General features: G+C 69.1%; 21 protein-coding genes and 1 tRNA gene. 16 read left to right on the top strand and 6 right to left on the bottom strand.

What is annotated here, in order from left to right:
- From RS83_RS18010 to RS83_RS17970, 9 genes are all read left to right on the top strand, one after another.
- Positions 1 to 954, top strand: coding sequence for a CPBP family intramembrane glutamic endopeptidase (locus RS83_RS18010; protein ID WP_045280790.1), 954 nt, complete (start codon positions 1 to 3; stop codon positions 952 to 954).
- 46 nt (positions 955 to 1,000) lie between these two features.
- Positions 1,001 to 1,660, top strand: a complete 660-nt coding sequence (locus tag RS83_RS18005) for an O-methyltransferase (RefSeq protein ID WP_045280789.1) — start codon at positions 1,001 to 1,003, stop codon at positions 1,658 to 1,660.
- A 136-nt stretch (positions 1,661 to 1,796) separates the two neighbouring features.
- Positions 1,797 to 3,077 carry a phosphopyruvate hydratase gene (gene eno, locus RS83_RS18000; RefSeq protein WP_045280788.1) on the top strand — a complete coding sequence of 427 codons (1,281 nt, stop codon included), beginning with the start codon at positions 1,797 to 1,799 and terminating at the stop codon, positions 3,075 to 3,077.
- A 57-nt stretch (positions 3,078 to 3,134) separates the two neighbouring features.
- Positions 3,135 to 3,695, top strand: coding sequence for an FtsB family cell division protein (locus RS83_RS17995; protein WP_230113742.1), 561 nt, complete (start codon positions 3,135 to 3,137; stop codon positions 3,693 to 3,695).
- A 47-nt stretch (positions 3,696 to 3,742) separates the two neighbouring features.
- On the top strand, positions 3,743 to 4,285 hold the full coding sequence (locus RS83_RS17990) for a DUF501 domain-containing protein (RefSeq protein WP_045280786.1): 543 nt from the start codon (positions 3,743 to 3,745) through the stop codon (positions 4,283 to 4,285).
- The gene (locus tag RS83_RS17985; protein ID WP_045280785.1) at positions 4,282 to 5,583 is read left to right on the top strand and encodes a S8 family peptidase; all 1,302 of its coding nucleotides are present in this window, start codon (positions 4,282 to 4,284) and stop codon (positions 5,581 to 5,583) included. The genes RS83_RS17990 and RS83_RS17985 overlap by 4 nt, the downstream gene beginning before the upstream one ends.
- Before the next feature lie 20 nt (positions 5,584 to 5,603).
- The gene (locus RS83_RS17980) at positions 5,604 to 7,148 is read left to right on the top strand and encodes an NAD(P)/FAD-dependent oxidoreductase (protein WP_045280784.1); all 1,545 of its coding nucleotides are present in this window, start codon (positions 5,604 to 5,606) and stop codon (positions 7,146 to 7,148) included.
- A 300-nt stretch (positions 7,149 to 7,448) separates the two neighbouring features.
- A complete protein-coding gene (locus tag RS83_RS17975) occupies positions 7,449 to 8,297 on the top strand; it encodes a hypothetical protein (protein ID WP_045280783.1) in 849 nt (282 codons plus the stop codon).
- A gap of 85 nt (positions 8,298 to 8,382) precedes the next feature.
- Positions 8,383 to 9,084 (top strand): DedA family protein, encoded by a 702-nt coding sequence (locus RS83_RS17970; RefSeq protein ID WP_045280782.1) that lies wholly within the window; start codon positions 8,383 to 8,385, stop codon positions 9,082 to 9,084.
- A gap of 17 nt (positions 9,085 to 9,101) precedes the next feature.
- On the opposite strand, the gene RS83_RS17965 is transcribed toward RS83_RS17970, so the two are convergent.
- A tRNA-Leu gene (locus RS83_RS17965) sits at positions 9,102 to 9,174 on the bottom strand.
- A gap of 101 nt (positions 9,175 to 9,275) precedes the next feature.
- On the opposite strand from RS83_RS17965, the gene RS83_RS17960 reads away from it, so the two are divergent.
- The 3 genes from RS83_RS17960 (at position 9,276) to RS83_RS17950 (ending at position 12,492) form a co-directional block, all read left to right on the top strand.
- Complete coding sequence (locus RS83_RS17960) at positions 9,276 to 10,523, top strand: alanine racemase (RefSeq protein ID WP_045280781.1); 1,248 nt, start codon at positions 9,276 to 9,278, stop codon at positions 10,521 to 10,523.
- A complete protein-coding gene (locus tag RS83_RS17955) occupies positions 10,520 to 11,833 on the top strand; it encodes a D-arabinono-1,4-lactone oxidase (RefSeq protein WP_045280780.1) in 1,314 nt (437 codons plus the stop codon). The genes RS83_RS17960 and RS83_RS17955 overlap by 4 nt, the downstream gene beginning before the upstream one ends.
- A 92-nt stretch (positions 11,834 to 11,925) precedes the next feature.
- Positions 11,926 to 12,492 carry a LemA family protein gene (locus RS83_RS17950; protein ID WP_045280779.1) on the top strand — a complete coding sequence of 189 codons (567 nt, stop codon included), beginning with the start codon at positions 11,926 to 11,928 and terminating at the stop codon, positions 12,490 to 12,492.
- Between the two features lie 26 nt (positions 12,493 to 12,518).
- On the opposite strand, the gene RS83_RS17945 is transcribed toward RS83_RS17950, so the two are convergent.
- Together RS83_RS17945 and RS83_RS17940 are read right to left on the bottom strand one after the other, a co-directional pair.
- Entirely contained in the window at positions 12,519 to 13,421 is a 903-nt protein-coding gene (locus RS83_RS17945; protein ID WP_045280778.1) for a hypothetical protein, read from the bottom strand.
- A complete protein-coding gene (locus RS83_RS17940) occupies positions 13,418 to 14,686 on the bottom strand; it encodes a winged helix-turn-helix domain-containing protein (RefSeq protein WP_045280965.1) in 1,269 nt (422 codons plus the stop codon). Before RS83_RS17940 ends, RS83_RS17945 begins: the two co-directional genes overlap by 4 nt.
- Before the next feature lie 112 nt (positions 14,687 to 14,798).
- Here RS83_RS17940 and RS83_RS17935 point away from each other — a divergent pair, with 112 nt between their 5' ends.
- The gene (locus tag RS83_RS17935) at positions 14,799 to 15,995 is read left to right on the top strand and encodes an AI-2E family transporter (RefSeq protein ID WP_082071720.1); all 1,197 of its coding nucleotides are present in this window, start codon (positions 14,799 to 14,801) and stop codon (positions 15,993 to 15,995) included.
- Positions 15,992 to 17,221: a threonine ammonia-lyase gene (ilvA, locus tag RS83_RS17930; RefSeq protein ID WP_045280777.1), complete on the top strand. Its 1,230-nt coding sequence runs from the start codon at positions 15,992 to 15,994 to the stop codon at positions 17,219 to 17,221. The genes RS83_RS17935 and ilvA overlap by 4 nt, the downstream gene beginning before the upstream one ends.
- A 184-nt stretch (positions 17,222 to 17,405) precedes the next feature.
- Here the strand turns inward: ilvA and greA are convergent, their stop codons facing one another.
- On the bottom strand, positions 17,406 to 17,894 hold the full coding sequence (gene greA / locus RS83_RS17925; protein WP_045280776.1) for a transcription elongation factor GreA: 489 nt from the start codon (positions 17,892 to 17,894) through the stop codon (positions 17,406 to 17,408).
- Between the two features lie 97 nt (positions 17,895 to 17,991).
- The gene (locus RS83_RS17920) at positions 17,992 to 18,378 is read right to left on the bottom strand and encodes a DUF4307 domain-containing protein (RefSeq protein WP_045280775.1); all 387 of its coding nucleotides are present in this window, start codon (positions 18,376 to 18,378) and stop codon (positions 17,992 to 17,994) included.
- A gap of 68 nt (positions 18,379 to 18,446) precedes the next feature.
- Here RS83_RS17920 and RS83_RS17915 point away from each other — a divergent pair, with 68 nt between their 5' ends.
- Entirely contained in the window at positions 18,447 to 18,737 is a 291-nt protein-coding gene (locus RS83_RS17915; RefSeq protein WP_045280774.1) for a hypothetical protein, read from the top strand.
- Between the two features lie 21 nt (positions 18,738 to 18,758).
- Here the strand turns inward: RS83_RS17915 and trhA are convergent, their stop codons facing one another.
- A complete protein-coding gene (gene trhA / locus RS83_RS17910) occupies positions 18,759 to 19,487 on the bottom strand; it encodes a PAQR family membrane homeostasis protein TrhA (RefSeq protein WP_045280773.1) in 729 nt (242 codons plus the stop codon).
- A gap of 98 nt (positions 19,488 to 19,585) precedes the next feature.
- On the opposite strand from trhA, the gene RS83_RS17905 reads away from it, so the two are divergent.
- Positions 19,586 to 20,365, top strand: coding sequence for an isoprenyl transferase (locus RS83_RS17905; protein ID WP_045280963.1), 780 nt, complete (start codon positions 19,586 to 19,588; stop codon positions 20,363 to 20,365).
- The last annotated feature ends 8 nt before the right edge of the window (positions 20,366 to 20,373 follow it).

Genomic DNA, 20,373 nt, shown 5'->3' with positions numbered 1-20,373 from the left:
ATGACCGATTCCCTCGTCGACAGCACCCGCCGGGTCCCCTGGACCGCTGTCATCGCCTACACGGTGCTCGCGTGCGGCCTCGCCTGGCTCGTGAGTCTGCCGCTGTGGCTCGGCGACGGCCTCGCCGAGCCGGTCACCGCCGTGCTCCTCCCCATCATGATGTTCACGCCTGCGCTCGCCGCGCTCGTGGTCACGTTCGTGCTGCGTGTCCCGGCGAAGGGCGAGCGTGTCCGGTTCCTCGGGTTGTGGCCGCTGCGTCCGGCGAAGCGCGTCATCTGGCTGCTGGTGCTCGCCTGGTTGGCACCGCCCGTGCTCGTCGCCCTCAGCATCCTGGTTGCCGCAGTACTCGGGTTCGTGCAGCTCGACCTGGCCTTCTCCGGATTCTCGGCGCAGCTCGAGGCGCTGCTCCCCGAGGGCGTTCCGCTGCCCCCGATCGGCGTGCTCGTCGCTGCGCAGCTCGCGATGATCCCGGTCGGAGCGCTCATCAACGCGATCCCGGCGTTCGGCGAGGAGCTCGGTTGGCGCGGCTGGCTGCTGCCGGCTCTGCGGCCGCTCGGCACCTGGCCGTCGCTCCTGCTGAGCGGAGCGATCTGGGGCTTCTGGCACAGCCCGGTCATCCTCCTCGGCTACAACTTCGGGCGCACCGACATCACCGGCGTGCTGTTCATGATCGGTGGCTGCGTCGCGTGGGGTGTGCTGCTTGGCTGGCTGCGGCTGCGCTCCGCATCCGTGTGGCCCGCCGTGATCGCCCACGGCTCGCTGAACGCCGCAGGCGGCATGATCCTGATCTTCGCGGCGACCCAGCCCGACCTCGCGCTCGCGGGGCCGCTGGGGGTGGCGGCGTGGATCGTGATCGCCGTGGTCATCGTGGTGCTCACGCTGACCGGCCAGTTCCGGCAGCAGCCCGAGCTCGCCGGCGCACGGGGACGGCTGCTCTCGGCGCCGCGTTCCTGACCGCTGACCACTTGACGGTCACCGGCGCCCGCGGTTGGCTGAGCCCATGGAATCAACGCCAGCAGCATGGTCGAATGCCGACGCCTACCTCGCCGACACGCTCGTCGGTCACGATCCAGCACTCGAGCACGCGCTCGAGGCGCAGCGTGCGGCCGGTCTCCCCGAGATCGAGGTCGCGCCGGTCGGCGGCAAGCTGTTGAACCTGCTGGTGCGGATCAGCGGTGCGCGCAGAGTGCTCGAGATCGGCACGCTCGGCGGCTATTCGACGATCTGGCTCGCCAGGGCGGTGGGTCCAGAGGGGCGTGTCGTGACCGTCGAGGCCGAGGCGGAGAACGCCGCAGTGGCGCGGTCGAGCATCGACGCCGCCGGTGTGGGCGACCGAGTCGAGATCCGTGTCGGTCGGGGCGCAGACGTGCTGCCGACGCTGGACGGCGGATTCGATCTGGTCTTCATCGACGCCGACAAGGAATCCAACACGATCTACCTCGACTGGGCCGCGAAGCTCGGCCACCCCGGCACCGTGATCGTGCTCGACAACATCGGCAGGGAGGGCGAGATCGTGCGCCACGACTCGACGGACCCGAAGGTCAACGGCACGCGCGACGGACTGCGGATGCTGGGGGAGGACCCCCGCTTCGATGCCACCGCGCTGCAGACCGTCGGGGTCAAGGGCTGGGACGGCGTAGCGCTCGCCCTCGTGGTGTGACGGCGCCGGTCGCCGACCTGCGCCCGACCCCCGGCCTCCCCGTCATGGGTCCCTGAGCCTGTCGAAGGGGCGAGCTAGACTGGGCGCGGATCGACGACGCTCCACACACACCTTTCCCTGAACAAGGAGCACATCAGTGGCACTGATCGAGGCTGTAGGCGCACGCGAGATTCTCGACTCGCGCGGAAATCCGACCGTTGAGGTGGAGGTGCTCCTCGACGACGGAATCGTCCAGCGCGCCGCCGTCCCCTCCGGGGCATCCACCGGCGCATTCGAGGCGTACGAACTGCGTGACGGCGACAAGAGCCGCTACGGCGGAAAGGGTGTGCTGAAGGCTGTCGAGGCTGTCATCGACGAGCTCGGCCCGGCACTCGAGGGCGTCGAGGCCAGCGAGCAGCGCATCGTCGACGAGATCCTCAACGAGGTCGACGGCACCGAGAACAAGAAGCGTCTCGGCGCCAACGCGATCCTCGGCGTGAGCCTCGCGGTCGCCAAGGCGGCCGCCGACTCGGCAGACCTGCCGCTGTTCCGCTACCTGGGTGGCCCGAACGCGCACGTGCTGCCCGTTCCGCTGTTCAACGTCATCAACGGCGGCGAGCACGCCGACAACGGCATCGACATGCAGGAGTTCTTCCTCGCTCCGATCGGTGCGGAGACCTACTCCGAGGCCCTGCGCTGGGGCGTCGAGACGTACCACGTGCTGCGCGCCGAGCTGAAGGCCGCCGGCTACGCGACCGGCCTCGGCGACGAGGGTGGCTTCGCCCCCGACCTGCCCAGCAACCGCGAGGGACTCGACTTCCTGGTCAAGGCGATCGAGAAGGCCGGCTTCACGCCCGGCACCGACATCGCGCTCGGCCTCGACGTCGCAGCGACCGAGTTCTTCAAGGACGGCGTCTACCGCCTCGACAACAAGGACTGGGACGCCGCGGCGCTCACCGAGTACTACGTCGGCCTGGTCAACGACTTCCCGATCGTCACGATCGAGGACGCGCTCGCCGAGGACGACTGGGAGAACTGGAAGCACCTCACCGACGTGCTCGGCTCCAAGGTGCAGCTGGTCGGCGACGACCTGTTCGTCACGAACCCGGAGCGCCTGGCCGACGGCATCAAGCGCGGCGTCGCCAACTCGCTGCTCGTGAAGGTCAACCAGATCGGCACGCTCACCGAGACGTTCGACGCGGTCAGCCTGGCGCAGCGTTCCGGCTACACGGCGATGCTGTCGCACCGCTCGGGTGAGACCGAGGACACCACGATCGCCGACCTGGCCGTCGCGACCAACGCGGGTCAGATCAAGGCTGGTGCGCCTGCTCGCAGCGAGCGCGTGGCGAAGTACAATCAGCTTCTGCGCATCGAGGAAGAACTCGGCGATGCAGCGGTCTTCGCCGGTCGTTCGGCGTTCCCGCGTTCGCAGGCCTGAGCGCAACTGAGACAGTAGGCGCCGCACACCAGATGCGGCAGTGACGGAGGAGGAGCCGTGGCACGACGACCGGCTCCTCCTTCGGCGTCTCCTGGTGCATCGGCCGCGCAGAGCGCGAAGCCCGGCGCACGGGCGAAGACCCCGCGAACGCCGCGCCCTCGAGGCGCGCAGCGCGAGGGAGCACCGCGCGTGGACGTCCGCGAGTGGGCCTCCGGCATCCGCCTGTCCGCGTTCTCGGTGATCATGCTGTCGCTGGTCGTGCTCGGGGCCTGGGTGCTCGTGCCCACGCTCGGCACCTTCATCGACCAGCGCCAGAAGATCGCGGCGCTCGAGGCCTCGGTGCAGGTCAGCGAGACCGAGATCGCAGCGCTGCAGAAGGAGCGCGAGCGCTGGCAGGATCCCGCGTACATCACGACCCAGGCGCGCGAGCGCCTGTACTACGTCAAGCCGGGCGAGGTGGTGTACCTGATCGACAACGATCTGGATGCCGCGGCGCTGCCTCGAGAGCAGGACCCGGTGAGCGACACCCTCGAGGAGAAGCCAGCGGACTGGATGCCGCAGCTGTTGCGCACGCTGACCTCGGCCGGTCTGAGCGACACCGCCGCCGTCACCCGCTGAGGGGCAGCGCGGAGGGGATTCCCGGTCTGCTCCCGTACGCTGGTGGGGTGACCACGCCGCCTTTCCCCGCCCCGACATCCGCCGAACTCGCCGTCGTCTCGGCCCAGCTCGGTCGACCGGTCCGCGGCGTCGTCGGCATCGCAGCCCGATGCGTGTGCGGCAACCCGACCGTCGTGTCGACCGCTCCTCGGCTGCCCGACGGCACGCCGTTCCCCACCTTCTACTACCTGACGCATCCGGCGGCCACTGCGGCGATGTCGACGCTCGAGGCGACGCAGGTCATGCCTGAGCTCGCCGCTCTTCTCGCCGAGGACGAGTCCGTCGCCGCCGGCTACCGCTCCGCGCACCTGGCGTACCTCGCCGACCGTGCGCAGTTCGGTGACGTCGAAGAGATCGACGGCATCTCGGCAGGCGGCATGCCGACGCGCGTGAAGTGCCTGCACGCCCTCGCCGGTCACGCGCTGGCCGCAGGCCCCGGCGTCAACCCGATCGGCGACGAAGCGCTCGCCCGGTCGTCCTGGACCCCGGCGGAGTGCCGCTGCGACGACCCCGGAGCAGCGCTTCGCGACGAGTCGGCGTCAGCGGTATGACCGCACGACGGATGCTGCGCAGCGCCGCCGCCATCGCGGTGGTGGCGGCATCCGTCCTGCTCCTCGGCGCGACCGCACCGCCCAGCACCGGCCCGGTGCCGGATGATCCGAGCGACCCGACCCGTGCCTCCGAGTACTGGCTCGACGGCGCCCGCATCCGCGAGGCCTGGCAGACGACCCGCGGCAAGGGTGTGACGATCGCCGTGATCGACACCGGCATCGGCAAGGTGCCGGAGACCTTCGGCGACGCCGTCGTCGGCGGCACCGATGTCTCGGGCACCGGCACCCCGGACGGCCGGACCCCGCTCGGCGCGCTCGACGGCAATCACGGCTCCTGGGTGGCCTCGCTCGCCGCCGGACGGGGAGCCCCGGACGGCACCGGGATGATCGGCGTGGCGCCGGAGGCGAACCTGCTGTCGATCTCGGTCGGGTTCGGCGCGGCTGCCGCTGTCCCGTTCACGGAGCAGGTCGCGAAGGGGATGCGCTGGGCCGTCGACAACGGCGCCGACATCATCAATCTCTCGTTCACGACGAACACCCTCGACTGGGACACGAGTTGGGACGATGCGTTCCTCTACGCCTTCGAACACGACGTCGTGGTCGTCGTCGCGGCCGGCAACCGGGGGAGCGGCACCAGCATCATCGGGGCGCCCGCCACGATCCCCGGTGTGCTCACGGTCGGCGGCGTCGACCAGACCGGCACGGCCAGCGTCGAAGCCTCGACCCAGGGGATCACGATCGGCATCTCGGCACCCAGTGAGGGGCTGCTCGGCATGTCGGCCGACGGCAAGCTCGCCTCCTGGCGAGGTACCAGTGGGGCCGCCCCGATCGTGGCGGGGATCGCTGCCCTCATCCGCTCCGCGCATCCCGACCTGAAGGCGAACGACGTCATCAACCGGATCATCAAGACGGCGATCCCCGTCGATGGCGCGATCAAGCCGCAGGATCCGCTCTACGGCTACGGGCTCGTCGATGCGGCGGCCGCGATCAACGCAGTCCTGCCCTCGGTCGACAAGAATCCGATGGGTGACCTCGCCGAATGGATCCGCCTGTACCGTCGAGCGGCGACCGAGCCGCAGCCGGAGGCCACCATGACGCCGGTGCAGGTGCCGCCGCTTCCGGACGCGGATGCCCCGACGGAAGCCGGTTCCCCGCTCCTTCCCAGCGCTGATTCACTGCGCTACGGTACCCTGCCGCTCATCGCGCTCACAGTCCCTGGTATCCTGATAGCGCTTGGCGTCACCGCTGCTGCCCGGCGCATCCGATCGGCGCGCGCATCTCGCACGCCACAACCCTGACTCCAAGGAGTTGTCCCCCTGTGCCCAAGATTCTGATTGTCGGTGGCGGCTACGCCGGTTTCTACACCGCGTGGAAGCTCGAGAAGCACCTCCGCAAGGGTGAGGCCGAGGTCACCATGGTCGACCCGCTGCCGTACATGACGTACCAGCCCTTCCTCCCCGAGGTCGCCGCCGGTTCGATCGAGGCCCGCCACTCCGTGGTCGCGCATCGTCGTCACCTCAAGCGCACGAACGTGCTCACGGCGAAGGTCACGAACATCAACCACGCCGAGAAGACGGCGACGATCACCCCTCCGGTGGGTGACCCCTACGAATTCGCGTACGACCAGATCGTCGTCACCGCCGGTGCCGTGTCGCGTACGTTCCCGATCCCGGGCATCGCCGACAACGCGATCGGGCTGAAGACGATCGAAGAGGCCGTCGCGATCCGCGACCGCGTCATGTCGAACTTCGACAAGGCTGCATCGCTGCCGGCCGGCCCCGAGCGCGATCGCCTGCTCACGGTCGTCGTCGTCGGCGGTGGCTTCGCCGGCATCGAGGTCTTCGCCGAGCTGCGTTCGCTCGCCTCCTCGCTCGTGGGCAAGTACCCGCAGCTGCGCTTCGAGGACACGCACTTCCACCTCATCGAGGCGATGGGCCGCATCATGCCCGAGGTCTCGCTGCAGACGAGCGAGTGGGTGCTGAAGGACCTCGCCAAGCGCGGCGCCAACGTGCACCTCGACACGCAGCTCACCAGCGCGGTCGACGGCAACGTCGAGCTCTCCACCGGCGAGGTCATCCCGACCGATGTCATCGTCTGGACCGCCGGCGTCATGGCCAACCCGACCGTCGTCCGCGGCGGCGACCTGCCCGTCGAGGAGCGCGGTCGCATCCAGACCCGTGCCGATCTGCGAGTCGGAACGCCCGAGGCGTTCGTCGAGGGTGCCTGGGCTGCCGGTGACGTCTCGGCTGTTCCCGACCTGTCGGGTGGCGGTGTCGGCGGGTTCTGCGTGCCGAACGCCCAGCACGCCGTGCGTCAGGCGAAGCTGCTCGCGAAGAACCTCGTCGCCGTGCTCCGTGGGGAGAACCCCAAGGAGTACTTCCACAAGAACCTCGGTGCCGTCGCAGGTCTCGGCCTCTACAACGGTGTCTTCCAGTCCGGGAAGATCGCGCTCAAGGGCTTCGTCGCCTGGGTCGCGCACCGTGGGTACCACGGCCTGGCGATGCCGACGTGGGAGCGCAAGTTCCGCGTCATCGGGGGCTGGTGGAACAACCTGTGGCTCGGCCGCGACCTCGTGAACCTCGAGACCGTGCAGAATCCGCGCTACGTGTTCGAGGAGTTCGCCGCTCGCCCGCGTCCGGCAGCCGACGCTCCGGCCGCGCCGGCAGCACCCGCCGCCGCGAAGGCACCAGCCGCTGCGGAGACCCCGGCTGCCGTGAAGGCCGAGCCGGCTGCGAAGGCACCCGCCAAGAAGGCCCCGGCCAAGAAGGCGCCCGCGAAGAAGGCACCTGCTGCTGCGGCTCCCGGCGAGGCGACGACCGACCCCGCCGAGCACGCTGCGGTGACCGAGGCTGCCGCCAAGTAGTCGGACGCTCACCCACGATCGAACGGCCTCGCGCACTCGCGCGGGGCCGTTCGTCGTTCACCCACCATGCAGTTCGCACACGATTCATAGCTGACCCCGCTACGGTCGGGAACAGCAAGGGGAGTACTCCCGTCTGCGGTGGTGTCGTCATTACGGACATGAAGTCGTGTCCCGGCCCACCGGCCCCTCGGGGCGGAGGAGACCTGGCGTCCGTGTTCACGGACCGTCATGGTGACCCTCCTCGTCTCGATCTCGCGGAGATTCCGTGGCTGTCCACTCGCCACAGAAGGAATCACCACCATGGCAAAGCTCTCCCGCCTGCTCGGCATGGCTGCGAAGGCCGTCGAGAAGCACCTGGCCTCCGAGTCCGGAGACTCCTCGGCTCGACAGGGTGCCGTTCCAGCGCCACGACCGACGCAGCATCGGCCGTACAGCCCGGCTCCTGCGCACTCGTCGTCCCGTGACGGCTACGCGCCGCCGCCGCCCGTCGGGGCTGCGCGAGCTGCGGGCGCGTCCGCGGTCTCGGATGCCGACCGCGCCGCGATCGCGCGCTACGACTATCTCCTGCAGACTGCCGACCCGCACCGGGTGGAGCAGATGCATCGGGAAGCGTTCGAACGGCTCACGCCCGCGCAGCGTGCGCAGGTGCAGGAGCGGATGCAGGCGGAGCTCACGCCGGGCGAACGTCCGTCGTCCGCCTCCGCCCATGACCTCGCGCGCGCAGCAGGCCGCACCGAAGCGGCTCGTCCTGGACGCATGCGCGCGCTGCTGTCGCGAGTGCGGGGAGGCAGGGCGGGCGGTGGCATCGGCGGTGCCGCGGTCGGCGGTGCGGCGGTCGGTCTGCTGGGCGCGGTCGCCGGAGGAGCAGTGCTGAGTTCGGTCGCGGGCCCGCTGCTCGAGCAGGCTGCTGGGCTCGGCGTCGACTTCGACGCGCTCGCGCAGGGCCTCGACGTCGACTCGCTGCTGCAGGGTCTCGACGTGGAGTCGCTCGCCGGCGGGTTCGACGCGGAGCACATCACCGGTGCGGCCGAGGGGGTGCTCGGCTCAGCCGGAGAAGCGGTCTCCGGGTTCGGCGAGACGGCGAGCGGCTGGGGCGAGAAGCTCGGCGACCTCGGCATCCCCGGCATCCGAGACCTGTTCGGCAAGTGACTGACCCGTCATCCGGCGCGCACAGGATCAGTGCATCTGTCTCGCCTACGATGGCCGGACAGCCCCAGACAGAGACGAGCCCGTCATGAGCCCCGCCACTGCCATCGCCACCAACGCCGACCACGGCTTCACCGGACTGACCGGGTTCGCCGCCGATATCCTCACCGCTCTCGGTGATATCGGCGTCGGTGTGCTCGTGTTCGTCGAAGTACTGATCCCGCCGATCCCGAGCGAGGTGATCCTGCCGTTCGCCGGGTACCTCAGCCAGAGCGGCGAGCTCAACCTCGGCTGGCTCATCGTCTGGAGCACCGCCGCGTCGTGGATCGGCGCGATGCTGTTGTACTGGCTCGGCGCAGCGATCGGGATGGAACGGGCGATCCGCCTGCTCGCCGCGACACGGCTGGTGAGCCGTTCCGACCTCGACCGAGGATCCCACTGGTTCGCGCGCAGCGGCGCGTGGACCGTGCTGGTCGGGCGGATGGTGCCAGGCGTGCGGAGTCTGATCTCGATCCCGGCCGGGGCGTCACGGATGGGACTCGTGCGCTTCAGCGTCTACACGATCATCGGCAGCGGCATCTGGAACGCGATGCTCATCGGCGTCGGCGCCGCCCTCGGCACCCAGCACGAGAAGCTCGAGCACTCCCTCGGATACGTCGACGCCGTGGTCTACACGGCGATCGCGGTCGCACTCGTGGTCCTCGTGATCCGTCGAGTACGTGAGGCGAGGACCCCGCGGTCGCGTGGGGCACGGGCGGATGCCGCGGCGATCGATCGGATGAGCGACTGACGCCGCTGATTCGAGAGTGCCCCCGCTGGGACTCGAACCCAGACTGAAGCGATTTTAAGTCGCCTGCCTCTGCCATTGGGCTACGGGGGCGTGGCCCTGGTCAGCCTAGCGGGGTCGCCACGATCGGACCCGGCACGAAACCCGGTGCCGCGAGGGGTGAATCTCGGTGCCCCACGTCGTATGGTGGGGGAGTGCTCGACCTCACCGCCGATCTGAGCCCCGCTGCGGCTCGTCCCGTCGTCGCTCCCGAGTGGGACGACCCATCTCGATACTGGAACCGGCTCTCCGCCGCGACCGGTCATCTGCCGGCGCCCGTCGCGATCATCGACCGTGAGGCGCTGCGCTACAACGCGATGGACCTGCTGGTGCGCTCCGGCGGTCTGCCGATCCGCGTCGCATCGAAGTCGGTCCGCGTGCGTGCCGTGCTCGACGCCGTGCTGGCGTTGCCCGGCTACCACGGCATCCTCGCCTTCACGCTCGCTGAGGCGCTGTGGCTCGCAGCCGACCACGACGACATCGTGCTCGGATATCCGACCGTCGATCGCGCCGGGCTCGAACAGCTCTTCGCAGACGAGCAGGCGGTGCAGCGCATCACCCTGATGGTCGACGACCCGGTGCACCTCGACCTGATCGACAGCGTCGCCGGTCCAGGCTCGCGCCCAGAGATCCGCGTCGCGATCGACGTGGATGCCTCGTGGCGGTCGGCGCTGCTCGGCCACATCGGCGTGCGTCGCTCCGCGCTGTTCAGCGCCGGCGAGGTCGCGGCGTTCGCACGTCGGGTCACCGCACGTCCGGGCTTCCGCCTGGTCGGTCTGCAGATGTACGACGCGCAGATCGCCGGTCAAGGCGACGACGCTGGGCCCGACGCACCGCTGATCCGGATGGTGCAGGCGCGCTCGCGTGCCGAGCTGCGCGAGCGGCGAGCAGCCATCGCCGATGCGGTGTCGACGGTCACCCCGCTGGAGTTCATCAACGGCGGAGGCACGGGATCCCTGGAGTTCACGGGCAGCGATGAGTCGCTCACCGAGGCGAGTGCGGGAAGCGGCCTGCTGGGCGGGCACCTCTTCGACGGCTATCGGTCCTTCCAGCCGGCACCGGCCTCGGCCTTCGCATTCGACGTGGTGCGCAGACCTGCGTCCGACATCGCCACGGTGCTCGGCGGTGGCTGGATCGCGTCGGGTCCTCCGCTCGCGTCGCGGCAGCCGCGCCCGGTCTGGCCCGAGGGGTTGCGCACGATGCCGCGCGAGGCGGCCGGTGAGGTGCAGACGCCCCTGCAGGGTCGGGCGGCCACCGGCCTCGGCGTCGGCGACCGAGTCTGGTTCCGGCACGCCAAGAGCGGAGAGCCCGCCGAGCGCATCGAGAGCTATCACCTGGTCTCCGGAGACGAGGTCATCGACGAGCTGCCCACGTACCGCGGTGAGGGGAAGGCATTCCTGTGACGCGGATCGGCGGCACCTGGCAGAACTGGGCGCGTTCGGCATCCGTCCGTCCGGTGCGGGTCGAACGTCCGCGCACTCCCGAAGGCGTGCAGCGGGCGGTCATCGCCGCTGCAGCCCACGGACTGCCCGTCAAGGCGGTCGGCGCCGGGCACAGCTTCACCGGCATCGCGGTCGCGCCGGGAGTGCTGCTCGAACTCGACGACATGCAGGGGCTGGTGTCCGCCGACACCGCCAGCGGGCGCGTCACGCTGCTCGCGGGCACTCGGTTGCATCGCATCCCCGCGCTTCTCGCCCCGTACGGACTCGCGATGGAGAACCTCGGCGACATCGATCGGCAGTCCATCTCCGGCGCCATCTCGACCGGGACCCACGGCACCGGCGCCGGGTTCGGCGGCCTCGCGGCGCAGGTCGTCGGTGTCACGCTGGTCACCGCGGCCGGCGAATTCCTGCGCATCGATGAGACCCGCAACAGCGAGATGCTTCCGGCGGTCGCGCTCGGTCTCGGTGCCCTCGGCATCCTCGTCGAGGTGACGCTGCAGTGCGTGCCGGCGTTCGTGATGCACGCGATCGACGAGCCGGTGCCGCTCGATGAGGTGCTCACGACGCTCGCGGAGCGCGTCGCCGAGCACGACCACTTCGAGTTCTACTGGTTCCCGCACACCGACGTCGCGCTCACCAAGCGCCAGTCCAGGCTGCCGGAATCGACGAAGCGCCGACCGCTCCCAGTCGCGGGCAGGTGGATCGACGAGACGCTGCTCTCGAACGGGGTCTACCGCGCCGTGTGCGCGGCCGGCCGACTGGCACCCGCCATCACGCCGCCGTTCAGCAGGCTCGCCGTGAAGCTCACCGGAGACCGCGAGTACACGGATCACTCGCACCGCGTGCTGACGCAGCACCGGAACGTGCGCTTCCGCGAGATGGAGTACGCGCTGCCGGCCGAGAACGTCGAGCCGGCGTTCCGCGCCGTGCAGGAACTCATCGCACAGCGCGGCTGGCGGATCGAGTTCCCGATCGAGGTGCGCTTCGCCGCTGAGGACGACCGCTGGCTCTCGACCGCGCACGGCCGCGCCAGCGGATACATCGCGGTGCACCGGTACTGGCGCGCGGATCCGACGGTGTACTTCGAGGCCGTCGAGCAGATCATGCTCGCCTACGGCGGCCGCCCGCACTGGGGCAAGCTGCACACGCTCGATGCCGAGCGGCTGCGCGAGCGGTACCCGCGATTCGATGACTTCCTGGCCCTTCGAGAGCGCCTCGACCCCGAACGCCGGTTCGCCAACCGCTATCTCGAGCGAGTTCTGGGCTCCTGAACAGTTTTCGGAGCCGATATCGGTCGTCACGCCCAGTACACGTGCAGACAGCGCCGATAGGATGAGACAAAACGAGGAAGGGTGGGCCTCTGATGGAATGGCTTGTGCCGGTACTGATCGTTGTGGGTGTGATCCTGCTGGTCGGGATCTACCTGTGGGCGACGTACAACTCACTCGTGCAGCTGAAGATTCGCGTCGATGAGGCGTGGAGCGGCATCACGGTGCAGCTGAAGCGGCGGGCCGATCTCATCCCCAACCTCATCGAGACGGTGAAGGGTTACGCCTCGCACGAGAAAGCGGTGTTCGAGAACGTCACCCGCGCTCGTGCCGAGACCATGAATGCGAGCGGGCCCGCTGACGCTGGAATCGCCGAGGGCCACCTCCAGCAGGCGTTGCGTTCGCTCTTCGCGGTCGCCGAGGCGTATCCGCAGCTGCAGGCCAGCCAGAACTTCCTGCAGGTGCAGCAGTCGCTGGTCGACACCGAAGACAAGGTCCAGGCGGCGCGGCGCTTCTACAACGGTGGCGTGCGCGAGCTCAACACGAAGATCAAGGTCTTTCCGAACAACCTCTTCGCCAAGGGCCTCGGATTCACCGAGCGCGAGTTCTTCGAGGTCGCCGACAGCGGCGCGATCTCAGAACCGCCTCGCGTGCAGTTCTGACACAGACCACCCGATCGCGCTGACCGTCACCAGACGGTCAGCGCGATCGTCGTTTCCGTGAACGTGACATCACCGCGGACCATCCAGGACTCCGTCCGGTAGGTCGTGGTGCGCTCGGCGCCGTCGTGGCCGGTGCCGGTGACCGTGGCCACGAGCACGCCTCCGCCTGCCGTGAAGCCGGTACCGGAGAGCGCGATGGAGGGAAGGGTATCGATGCGGTAGCGCACGTCTGCGACCTCGCGGAACTCGGTGCCCCAGGGGATTCGGATGCCGCAGCCTTCCGGCTGCTCGCCGCCCTTCGCGGTGCACGCCTCGAGGCGCTCGTCGAGCGCGGCCTGGGCGGCACCGGTGGCGGCGTCGCGCAGTTCGACGGCGAGAGCGGTTTCCACGCTCTCACCCGGGAGCACCGCGACAAACGCCGTGCCGTCGAGCAGGTCGTCGGGTGCTGCCGAGAGGGGATAGCGCGCAGGCAGCAGCGTGATGCCGTCGTCGGCTGCGAACACGGCGTCGCCGACCGTGACGAACGCTCCTCTGTCGGGAACGGCGGTCAGCGTGCCGAGACCGGAGGAGTCGATCCGCCACGCGCCATCCTGCCGTGTGAGGGTCAGCGTCGCGCTTCGCTTCTCGCCGTCGAGCCGGAAGGAGACATCGACGGCCGCGGTGTCGCCCTGCTGATCGACGTCGCCCACCGCGCCGTCCGTGATGTACTCCGCCGCTCCCGCGAACGCTGTGCCGGTCTCCTCCGAAATACCAGGACCGGTCGAGTCGACGGCTTTCACGTCACCGGACTCGAGCGCGCGCAGGTACGCGGTCGCGGTGTCCTCTGCGGTCGCGGGCCCGCTCGATGACTGCCAGAGCCAGATCCCAGCGGCCAGCAGCAGCACGGCGGCGATGCCGACGCCGAGCACCCACGAACCGCGGCGACTCATGGGGTGCGCTCACTCACGTGGACGTGACGCCGCACCGAGCCGCCGTCGATGGTGTCGTGTCCGACCAGGGCGCGGTGCACGGCATCCGAGGCGTCGCCCCATCCCGACACCGAGATGTGGTCGAGGCCCTGCCACGAGGCGGCCAGGGCCAACTCGCGCGCGACCGGCTCGGCGTCTTCCGGCCGCGCCTGCGGCTCCCACCAGGCCGACTGCACCTGCAGGGTCGAGTGCGCGCGATCGGCCTTGAGGTCGACACGGGCGACGATGCGGTCGCCGACGAGCACGGGCAACGAGTAGTAGCCGTAGCGCCGCTTCTCGGCCGGAACGTAGATCTCGATGCGGTAGTCGAGCTCGAACGCACGCAGCGCGCGGTCGCGGAACCACACCACGGGATCGAAGGGGGTCAGGATCGCCGCGGCGTCGACGCGCCGGGGGAGCACCGCATCCCGGTGCCGCCAGGCGGGCAGTGGGCGGCCGCCGCGCTCCCAGCCGCGCACCTGCACCGGGATCAACTCCCCGGCATCCGTCAGTTCCTGGATCGACTGCGCGATGGCGGCCCTGTCGCGGATCCGGTAGTAATCGGCGAGGTCGGACTGCGTCGCCACGCCCGATGAGCGCGCAGCGCGGGAGATCAGCGTGCGGATGGCTTCCGCGCGGGGAACCTCGCGTGCTCGGATGGCATCCGGGATCACGTGGTCCGCGAGGGCATAGGTGCGCTCGAAGCCCTTGCGGCCGCTGATCGCGACATCGCCGGTGCGCCAGAGATGCTCCAGCGCGAGCTTCACGTCGTCCCAGTCCCACCAGGTGCCGCGCTCGCGCGGCGCATCCGCGCGGAGATCGGCCGGCCGGAGCGGGCCGCGCGTGCGGAGTTCGTCCTGTACCCACTGGAGCGTGCGCGCATTGCTGCTCATCCACGAGTCCTCGCCCGCCCAGCGGCGGCGGAAGTCGTCCATGCGGAATCGCCACAGCGGCCAGTCGTCGATCGGGATGAACGTCGCCTCGTGCGCGAGGTACTCCACGTAGTGCGTCGTGCGCGACAGGAAGACCCGGTCGAGCAGCGTGGGATCGTACGAGCCGAGACGGGAGAAGAGTGGGAGGTAGTGCGACCGTGCGAATACGTTGACGGAGTCGATCTGGAGCACCCCCAGGCGATCCATGACCCGATGCACATGACGGGCTGACACCGATGTCGGGCGAGCGCGAGTGAAACCCTGGGCAGCGAGCGCGATGCGTCGCGCCTGCGCGGCGCTGAGGGTTTCCGTCACGTCGGCCAGCGTATCCCCGCCCTCCGACATCCGGCCGCCGGCATGGTCATGCGCCGGTACGCGCCGACATCGATGCGTCGAACGGCATACGGTGGCGACGTAGACTTGGGCGATGAACGATGAGCGGCGATCCTGGCTGACCCAGCTTTTCCGCCCGCGCCTCGAGCCGACCGATCAGACGGTGACGACCGAGGCCGATGAGGCCGTTCCGCTGCCGCTGCGCATCACCGCCGGGTACGCCTGGCGGCTGCTGCTGATCGCGGCGGCCATCGGCGTGTTCATCTGGCTGGTGATGCTGCTGAAGCTCCTGGTCATCCCGCTGATGGTCGGCATCCTCATCACAGCGCTCCTCTGGCCCGCATTCGATTGGATGCTGCGGCACCGCGTCCCGCGTTGGCTGGCGATCGCGATCTCCCTGCTCGGCACAGCTGCGATCGTCTCCGGGCTGGTCTGGCTCGTGGTCTGGCAGGTCCGTCTCGAGCTGCCCAAGGTGCAGACGAGCTCGGCTGCGGCCTTCGACCAGTTCCAGGTGTGGTTGCACGACGGGCCGCTCAACCTCTCCGATACGCAGATCTCGGACTACCTGCAGCAGGGGCTCGATTTCCTCAATGAGCAGGCCCAGGCGCTGTGGACCGGCGCGCTCGCGATCGGCACGACCGTGGGTCATGTCGCCACCGGCGCAGTGCTGTCGCTGTTCATCCTGATCTGCCTGCTCGCCGACGGCGCAGGCATCTGGCGCTGGACCGTCAAGCTGTTCCCGCGCAAGGCCCGTCCGGCCGTCGACGGTGCAGCCCGCAACGGGTGGGCGACCATCGTGAACTACGCCAGGACGCAGCTGTTCGTGGCGACGATCGACGCGATCGGCATCGGCCTCGGTGCGTTCCTGCTGCAGGTGCCGCTGGCGCTCCCGGTCGCCGTGCTCGTCTTCCTCGGCTCGTTCATCCCGATCGTCGGTGCAGTCGCCACCGGCGCGATCGCGGTGTTCCTCGCGCTCGTGTACAACGGTCCGTTGACCGCGCTGTTCATGCTGCTGGTCGTGCTGGCAGTGCAGCAGATCGAGGGGCACATCCTGCAGCCGATCATGATGGGCTCCGCCGTGAAGGTGCACCCGCTCGCGGTGGTGCTCGTGGTCGCGGGTGGCGCGATGATCGCAGGCATCCCCGGAGCGCTGTTCGCCGTGCCGCTGGCGGCATTCGTGAACGTGTTCGCGGTGACGGTGAGTTCGGGGTCGTGGCGCACGGGCGTCGGACCCAGTGGAGATCTGATCTGGAGTACAGTGCCGCGCGAGCGGCGACGGAGGAATCGATGAGCGCAGTCCCCAGCCTGACCGAGTTCGAGCACGCAGCTCAGAGTCTGGTTGAGGTGATCTCGCACACGCCGACGCTGCCCTCTCGGGCGCTCTCCGACGTGCTCGGGGTACCCGTCCTGCTCAAGATGGAGAATCTGCAGCGCACCGGCTCGTTCAAGATCCGTGGTGCCGCGTACCGCCTCTCACGTCTGAGCGCGGAGGAACGCGCGCGCGGCGTCGTCGCGGCATCCGCCGGCAACCATGCGCAGGGCGTCGCTCTCGCAGCGCAGGCGCTCGGCATCTCGGCGACCATCTTCATGCCGCTCGGCGTGCCGGTGCCGAAGCTCCTCGCGACTCGCGGGTACGGCGCAGAGGTCGTGCTCGAGGGCGAGACGGTCGCGACATCGCTGCGTCTCGCAGCGGAGTACGCGGAGCGCACCGGTGCCGTGCTGATCCCTCCGTTCGATCACCGCGACGTCGTGATCGGTCAGGGGACGCTCGGCCTGGAGCTCCTCCAAGACGCACCCGACGTCGACACCATCGTCCTCGGCATCGGAGGCGGCGGCCTGATCGCCGGGGTCGCAGCTGCCGTGAAGGCTCGTGCCGCCGAGCTCGGACGCACGGTCCGCATCATCGGCGTCCAGGCCGAGAACGCCGCCGCCGTGCCGCCCTCCCTCGCGGCTGGCCACCCGGTCGACATCGTGACGCGGCCGACGATCGCCGACGGCATCCTGGTCGCGCGTCCTGGCGCGATCCCGTTCGACATCATCAAGGAGTACGTCGACGAGGTGGTCACCGTCTCGGATGACGATCTGGCGCGCGCGATCCTGGTGCTGCTCGAGCAGTCCAAGGTCATCGTCGAGCCGGCCGGTGCGGCTGGTGTCGCCGCGATCCTCGCAGGCAAGGTCTCCGCGACCGGTACGACCATGGCCGTGCTGTCCGGCGGCAACATCGACCCGCTCCTGTTGCAGCGCGTGGTCTCGCACGGACTCGCGGCGTCCGGCCGCTACCTCACGATCCGCATCCCGCTGCCGGACCGTCCGGGCCAGCTCGCCAGGGTCTCCGAGCTCATCGCCGAGGCCGGCGCCAACGTGATCGAGGCGATGCACACACGCCACGGCCACGGGCTGCAGATCAGCGACGTCATCCTCGAGCTCAGCGTCGAGACCCGCGGACCGGAGCACTCGCAGCACACGCTCGACACGCTCCGTCTGGCGGGCTTCGAGCCGCTGGTCGTCCCGGACTGACCCTTCGACAGGCTCAGGGACCCATCGACAGGCTCAGGGACCCATCGACAGGCTCAGGGACCCATCGACAGGCTCAGGGACCCATCGGCAGGCTCAGGGACCCTTCGACAGGCTCAGGGGGCCCGGAACACGAGAACGCCCCTCCGGCATCAGTCGGAGGGGCGTTCTGCGTCAGCGGCTGTGATCAGCCGGTGTAGGTCTCGACGTTCACGATCTCGACGGCGATGGAACGGCCGTTCGGAGCCTCGTACGACGACTTCTCGCCGACCTTGAGTCCGAGGATGGCCTGTCCGAGCGGGCTGGCCTCGCTGTAGACGTCGTGATCGCTGCCGGCGGCGATCTCGCGGCTGCCGAGCAGGAAGACCTCTTCGCCGCCCGCGACGATCGCGGTGACGACCGTGCCCGGCTCGACGACGCCACGGCTGGCAGGCGCCTCGCCGACCTTCGCGGTCTTCAGGAGGCTCTCCAGCGTGCGGATGCGCGCCTCCTGCTTGCCCTGCTCGTCCTTCGCGGCGTGGTAGCCGCCGTTCTCCTTGAGGTCGCCTTCTTCGCGGGCGGCCTCGATGCGCTTGGCGATCTCGTCGCGTCCCGTGGTCGAGAGGTGTTCCAGCTCTGCGACGAGCCGGTCGTACGCCTCCTGCGTGAGGAAGGGAACCTGAGCATCAGTCGACATGACGAAGCTCCTTCTATCCGGATCCCGGCCGCGAACTGCGGGGGATATGCCAAGACGCCCCGGCTCTGGGCCAGGGCGTCATCTGTCTGCGGTCAGTCTAGGCGACCCAGCAGGTGTTCACCAAACCTGTCGTGGCTTCGCTGACAGTCGGGATGGTGGCGGCGACGGCCTTCGAATGGCTGTCTCCCGCGGCGATCTCGACGAGCTTCCAGCCCACGACGCCGAACTCCTCGTCGAGCGCTTCGACGATGCAGACGACGTCTTTGCCCTGCACGCCGGTGACCTGGAAACGCACGTCGACGGTGTGCTCATCGACGAGCTCGTACCCGAGGTCGTCCGCGTCGACCGAGCTCATGGACTGCGCCACGGTCATCCATCCGAAGGCTCCGACCAGGAGCACAGCGATCGCGATGCCGATGATCCACGGCGTCCGACGTCGCCGGGTGCGGCCGTATCGGTCATCGAGCTGTGCTGCTGTCGTCACGGGAGGGGTCTTCCGGTCGTTAGGCTGGTACTTCCAGGTTATGCGACCTGCGCACGAAAGGCCGACACATGTTCGCTCTGACCGAGACCCCGATGCCGACGCCCACCATGACGGTGGCACCGGAGTCCGTCACCCCGGGTTTCGTGGGCTTCGCGGCAGTCATCCTCCTGGTGATCGCGGTCATCTTCCTCATCTGGGACATGAACCGTCGTATCCGCCGGGTGCGGTACCGCGAAGAGGTGCGTGACGAGCTCGATGCCGAGGAAGCTGCACGCGCAGCCGACGAGGCCACCGAGACCGATGCCGACCTCCCGATCGTCCGTGAAGGCGACGACGACCCGGATCCGCGCACGACCTGATCGAGTGTCACGCCCGCAGGGTCACGCCCCGAGCGACGGCGACAGCGGCGCGAGCGTGATCAGCAGGCACGCGGTCCAGTGGCAGATGAACGCGAGCACCGTGCAGGCGTGGAAGATCTCGTGGAAGCCGAAGCGGCCGGGCCACGGGTTCGGCTTCTTGATCGCGTAGACGATCGCACCGCCGGTGTAGAGCAGACCGCCGATGACCACGAGCACCATCATCGCGACGTTGGCCGCGAGCAGGTCTGCCATGAACATCACGGCCGCCCACCCCATGAGCAGGTAGAGCGCGACGTAGAGCCAACGCGGTGCATGGATCCAGAAGACGCGGAACAGGATGCCGACGACCGTGCCGCCCCACACCAGGCTCAAGAGCAGCGTGCCCTTCTCCGGGGGCAGCGCCAGCGTCGCGAGCGGCGTATAGGTTCCGGCGATCAGCAGGAAGATGTTCGCGTGGTCGATCCGCTTCAGCAGCAGCTTGACGCGGGGGCTCCAGTCGAAGCGGTGATAGAGCGCCGAGTTGCCGAACAGCAGCAGCGAACTCGTCATGAACACGGCCGCCGCCCACTTCGCCGCCCCGCCCTGTGCCACGACGATCAGCACGATGCCGGCGACGATCGCGACCGGGAACGTGCCGGCGTGGATCCAGCCGCGCCAGGTCGGACGGATCTCGACCGCTGCATCGGCCGCCGCCGCCTCGAGGAGGGGCAGCTGAGGGAGGTCGGGTTCCGATGGCGCAGGTGTGGTCACGAGGCCCACTCTATGCCGCGCCGCATGCCGGAAGAGGCACATGACCCACAGCTTCCACACCGTCGGAAATGGTCGCGGCACGGTAGCGTAGGGAGGTGATTTCACGCGAGAGCCAGGGGCGAGGGCCGCTGTATCGGCTCTACAGCAACCGGCTGCGTCGGCAGTTGGACGGAGCATCCGTCCCGCATCATGTGGCGATGATGATCGACGGCAACCGTCGGTGGGCTCGCCAGCTCGGCTACAGCACGGCCGCGCACGGACACCGGGCTGGTGCGCTGAAGATGCGCGAGTTCCTCGGGTGGTGCGATGAGCTCGGCGTACGCGTCGTCTCGCTGTACCTGCTCTCGAGCGACAACCTGCGCAAGCGTGATTCAGCTGAGCTCGACGACCTCATCGAGATCATCGCCGAACTCGCAGAGGCCCTGTCGAAGGAGGGGGACTGGCGTGTCAAGCACGTCGGCCGCTCCGACATCCTGCCCCCGGAGCTCGCGCGAGTGCTCGCCGATGCCGAGGAGCGCACGAAGGACCACACCGGACTGCACGTCAACCTCGCTGTCGGCTACGGCGGACGCCATGAGATCGTCGACGCCGTGCGGAGCATTCTCGTCACGCACGAGGCGTCCGGCGGGACGATGGAGGACCTGGCGGCGCACCTCACACCGGAGATGATCGGCGAGCACCTGTACACAGGAGGGCAGCCCGACCCGGATCTCGTGATCCGCACGAGCGGCGAGCAGCGACTCAGCGACTTCCTGCTGTGGCAGAGCGCCCACAGCGAGTTCTACTTCGTCGAGGCGCTCGGCCCCGACCTGCGCGAGGTCGATTTCCTGCGCGCGATCCGCGACTACGCCGACCGGGATCGGCGTTTCGGCCGCTAGATGGACGG

This window comes from Microbacterium oxydans (assembly GCF_000956525.1).
Classification (GTDB): Bacteria; Actinomycetota; Actinomycetes; order Actinomycetales; family Microbacteriaceae; genus Microbacterium; species Microbacterium oxydans_A.
This window is presented reverse-complemented; position numbering and strand designations above follow the sequence as displayed.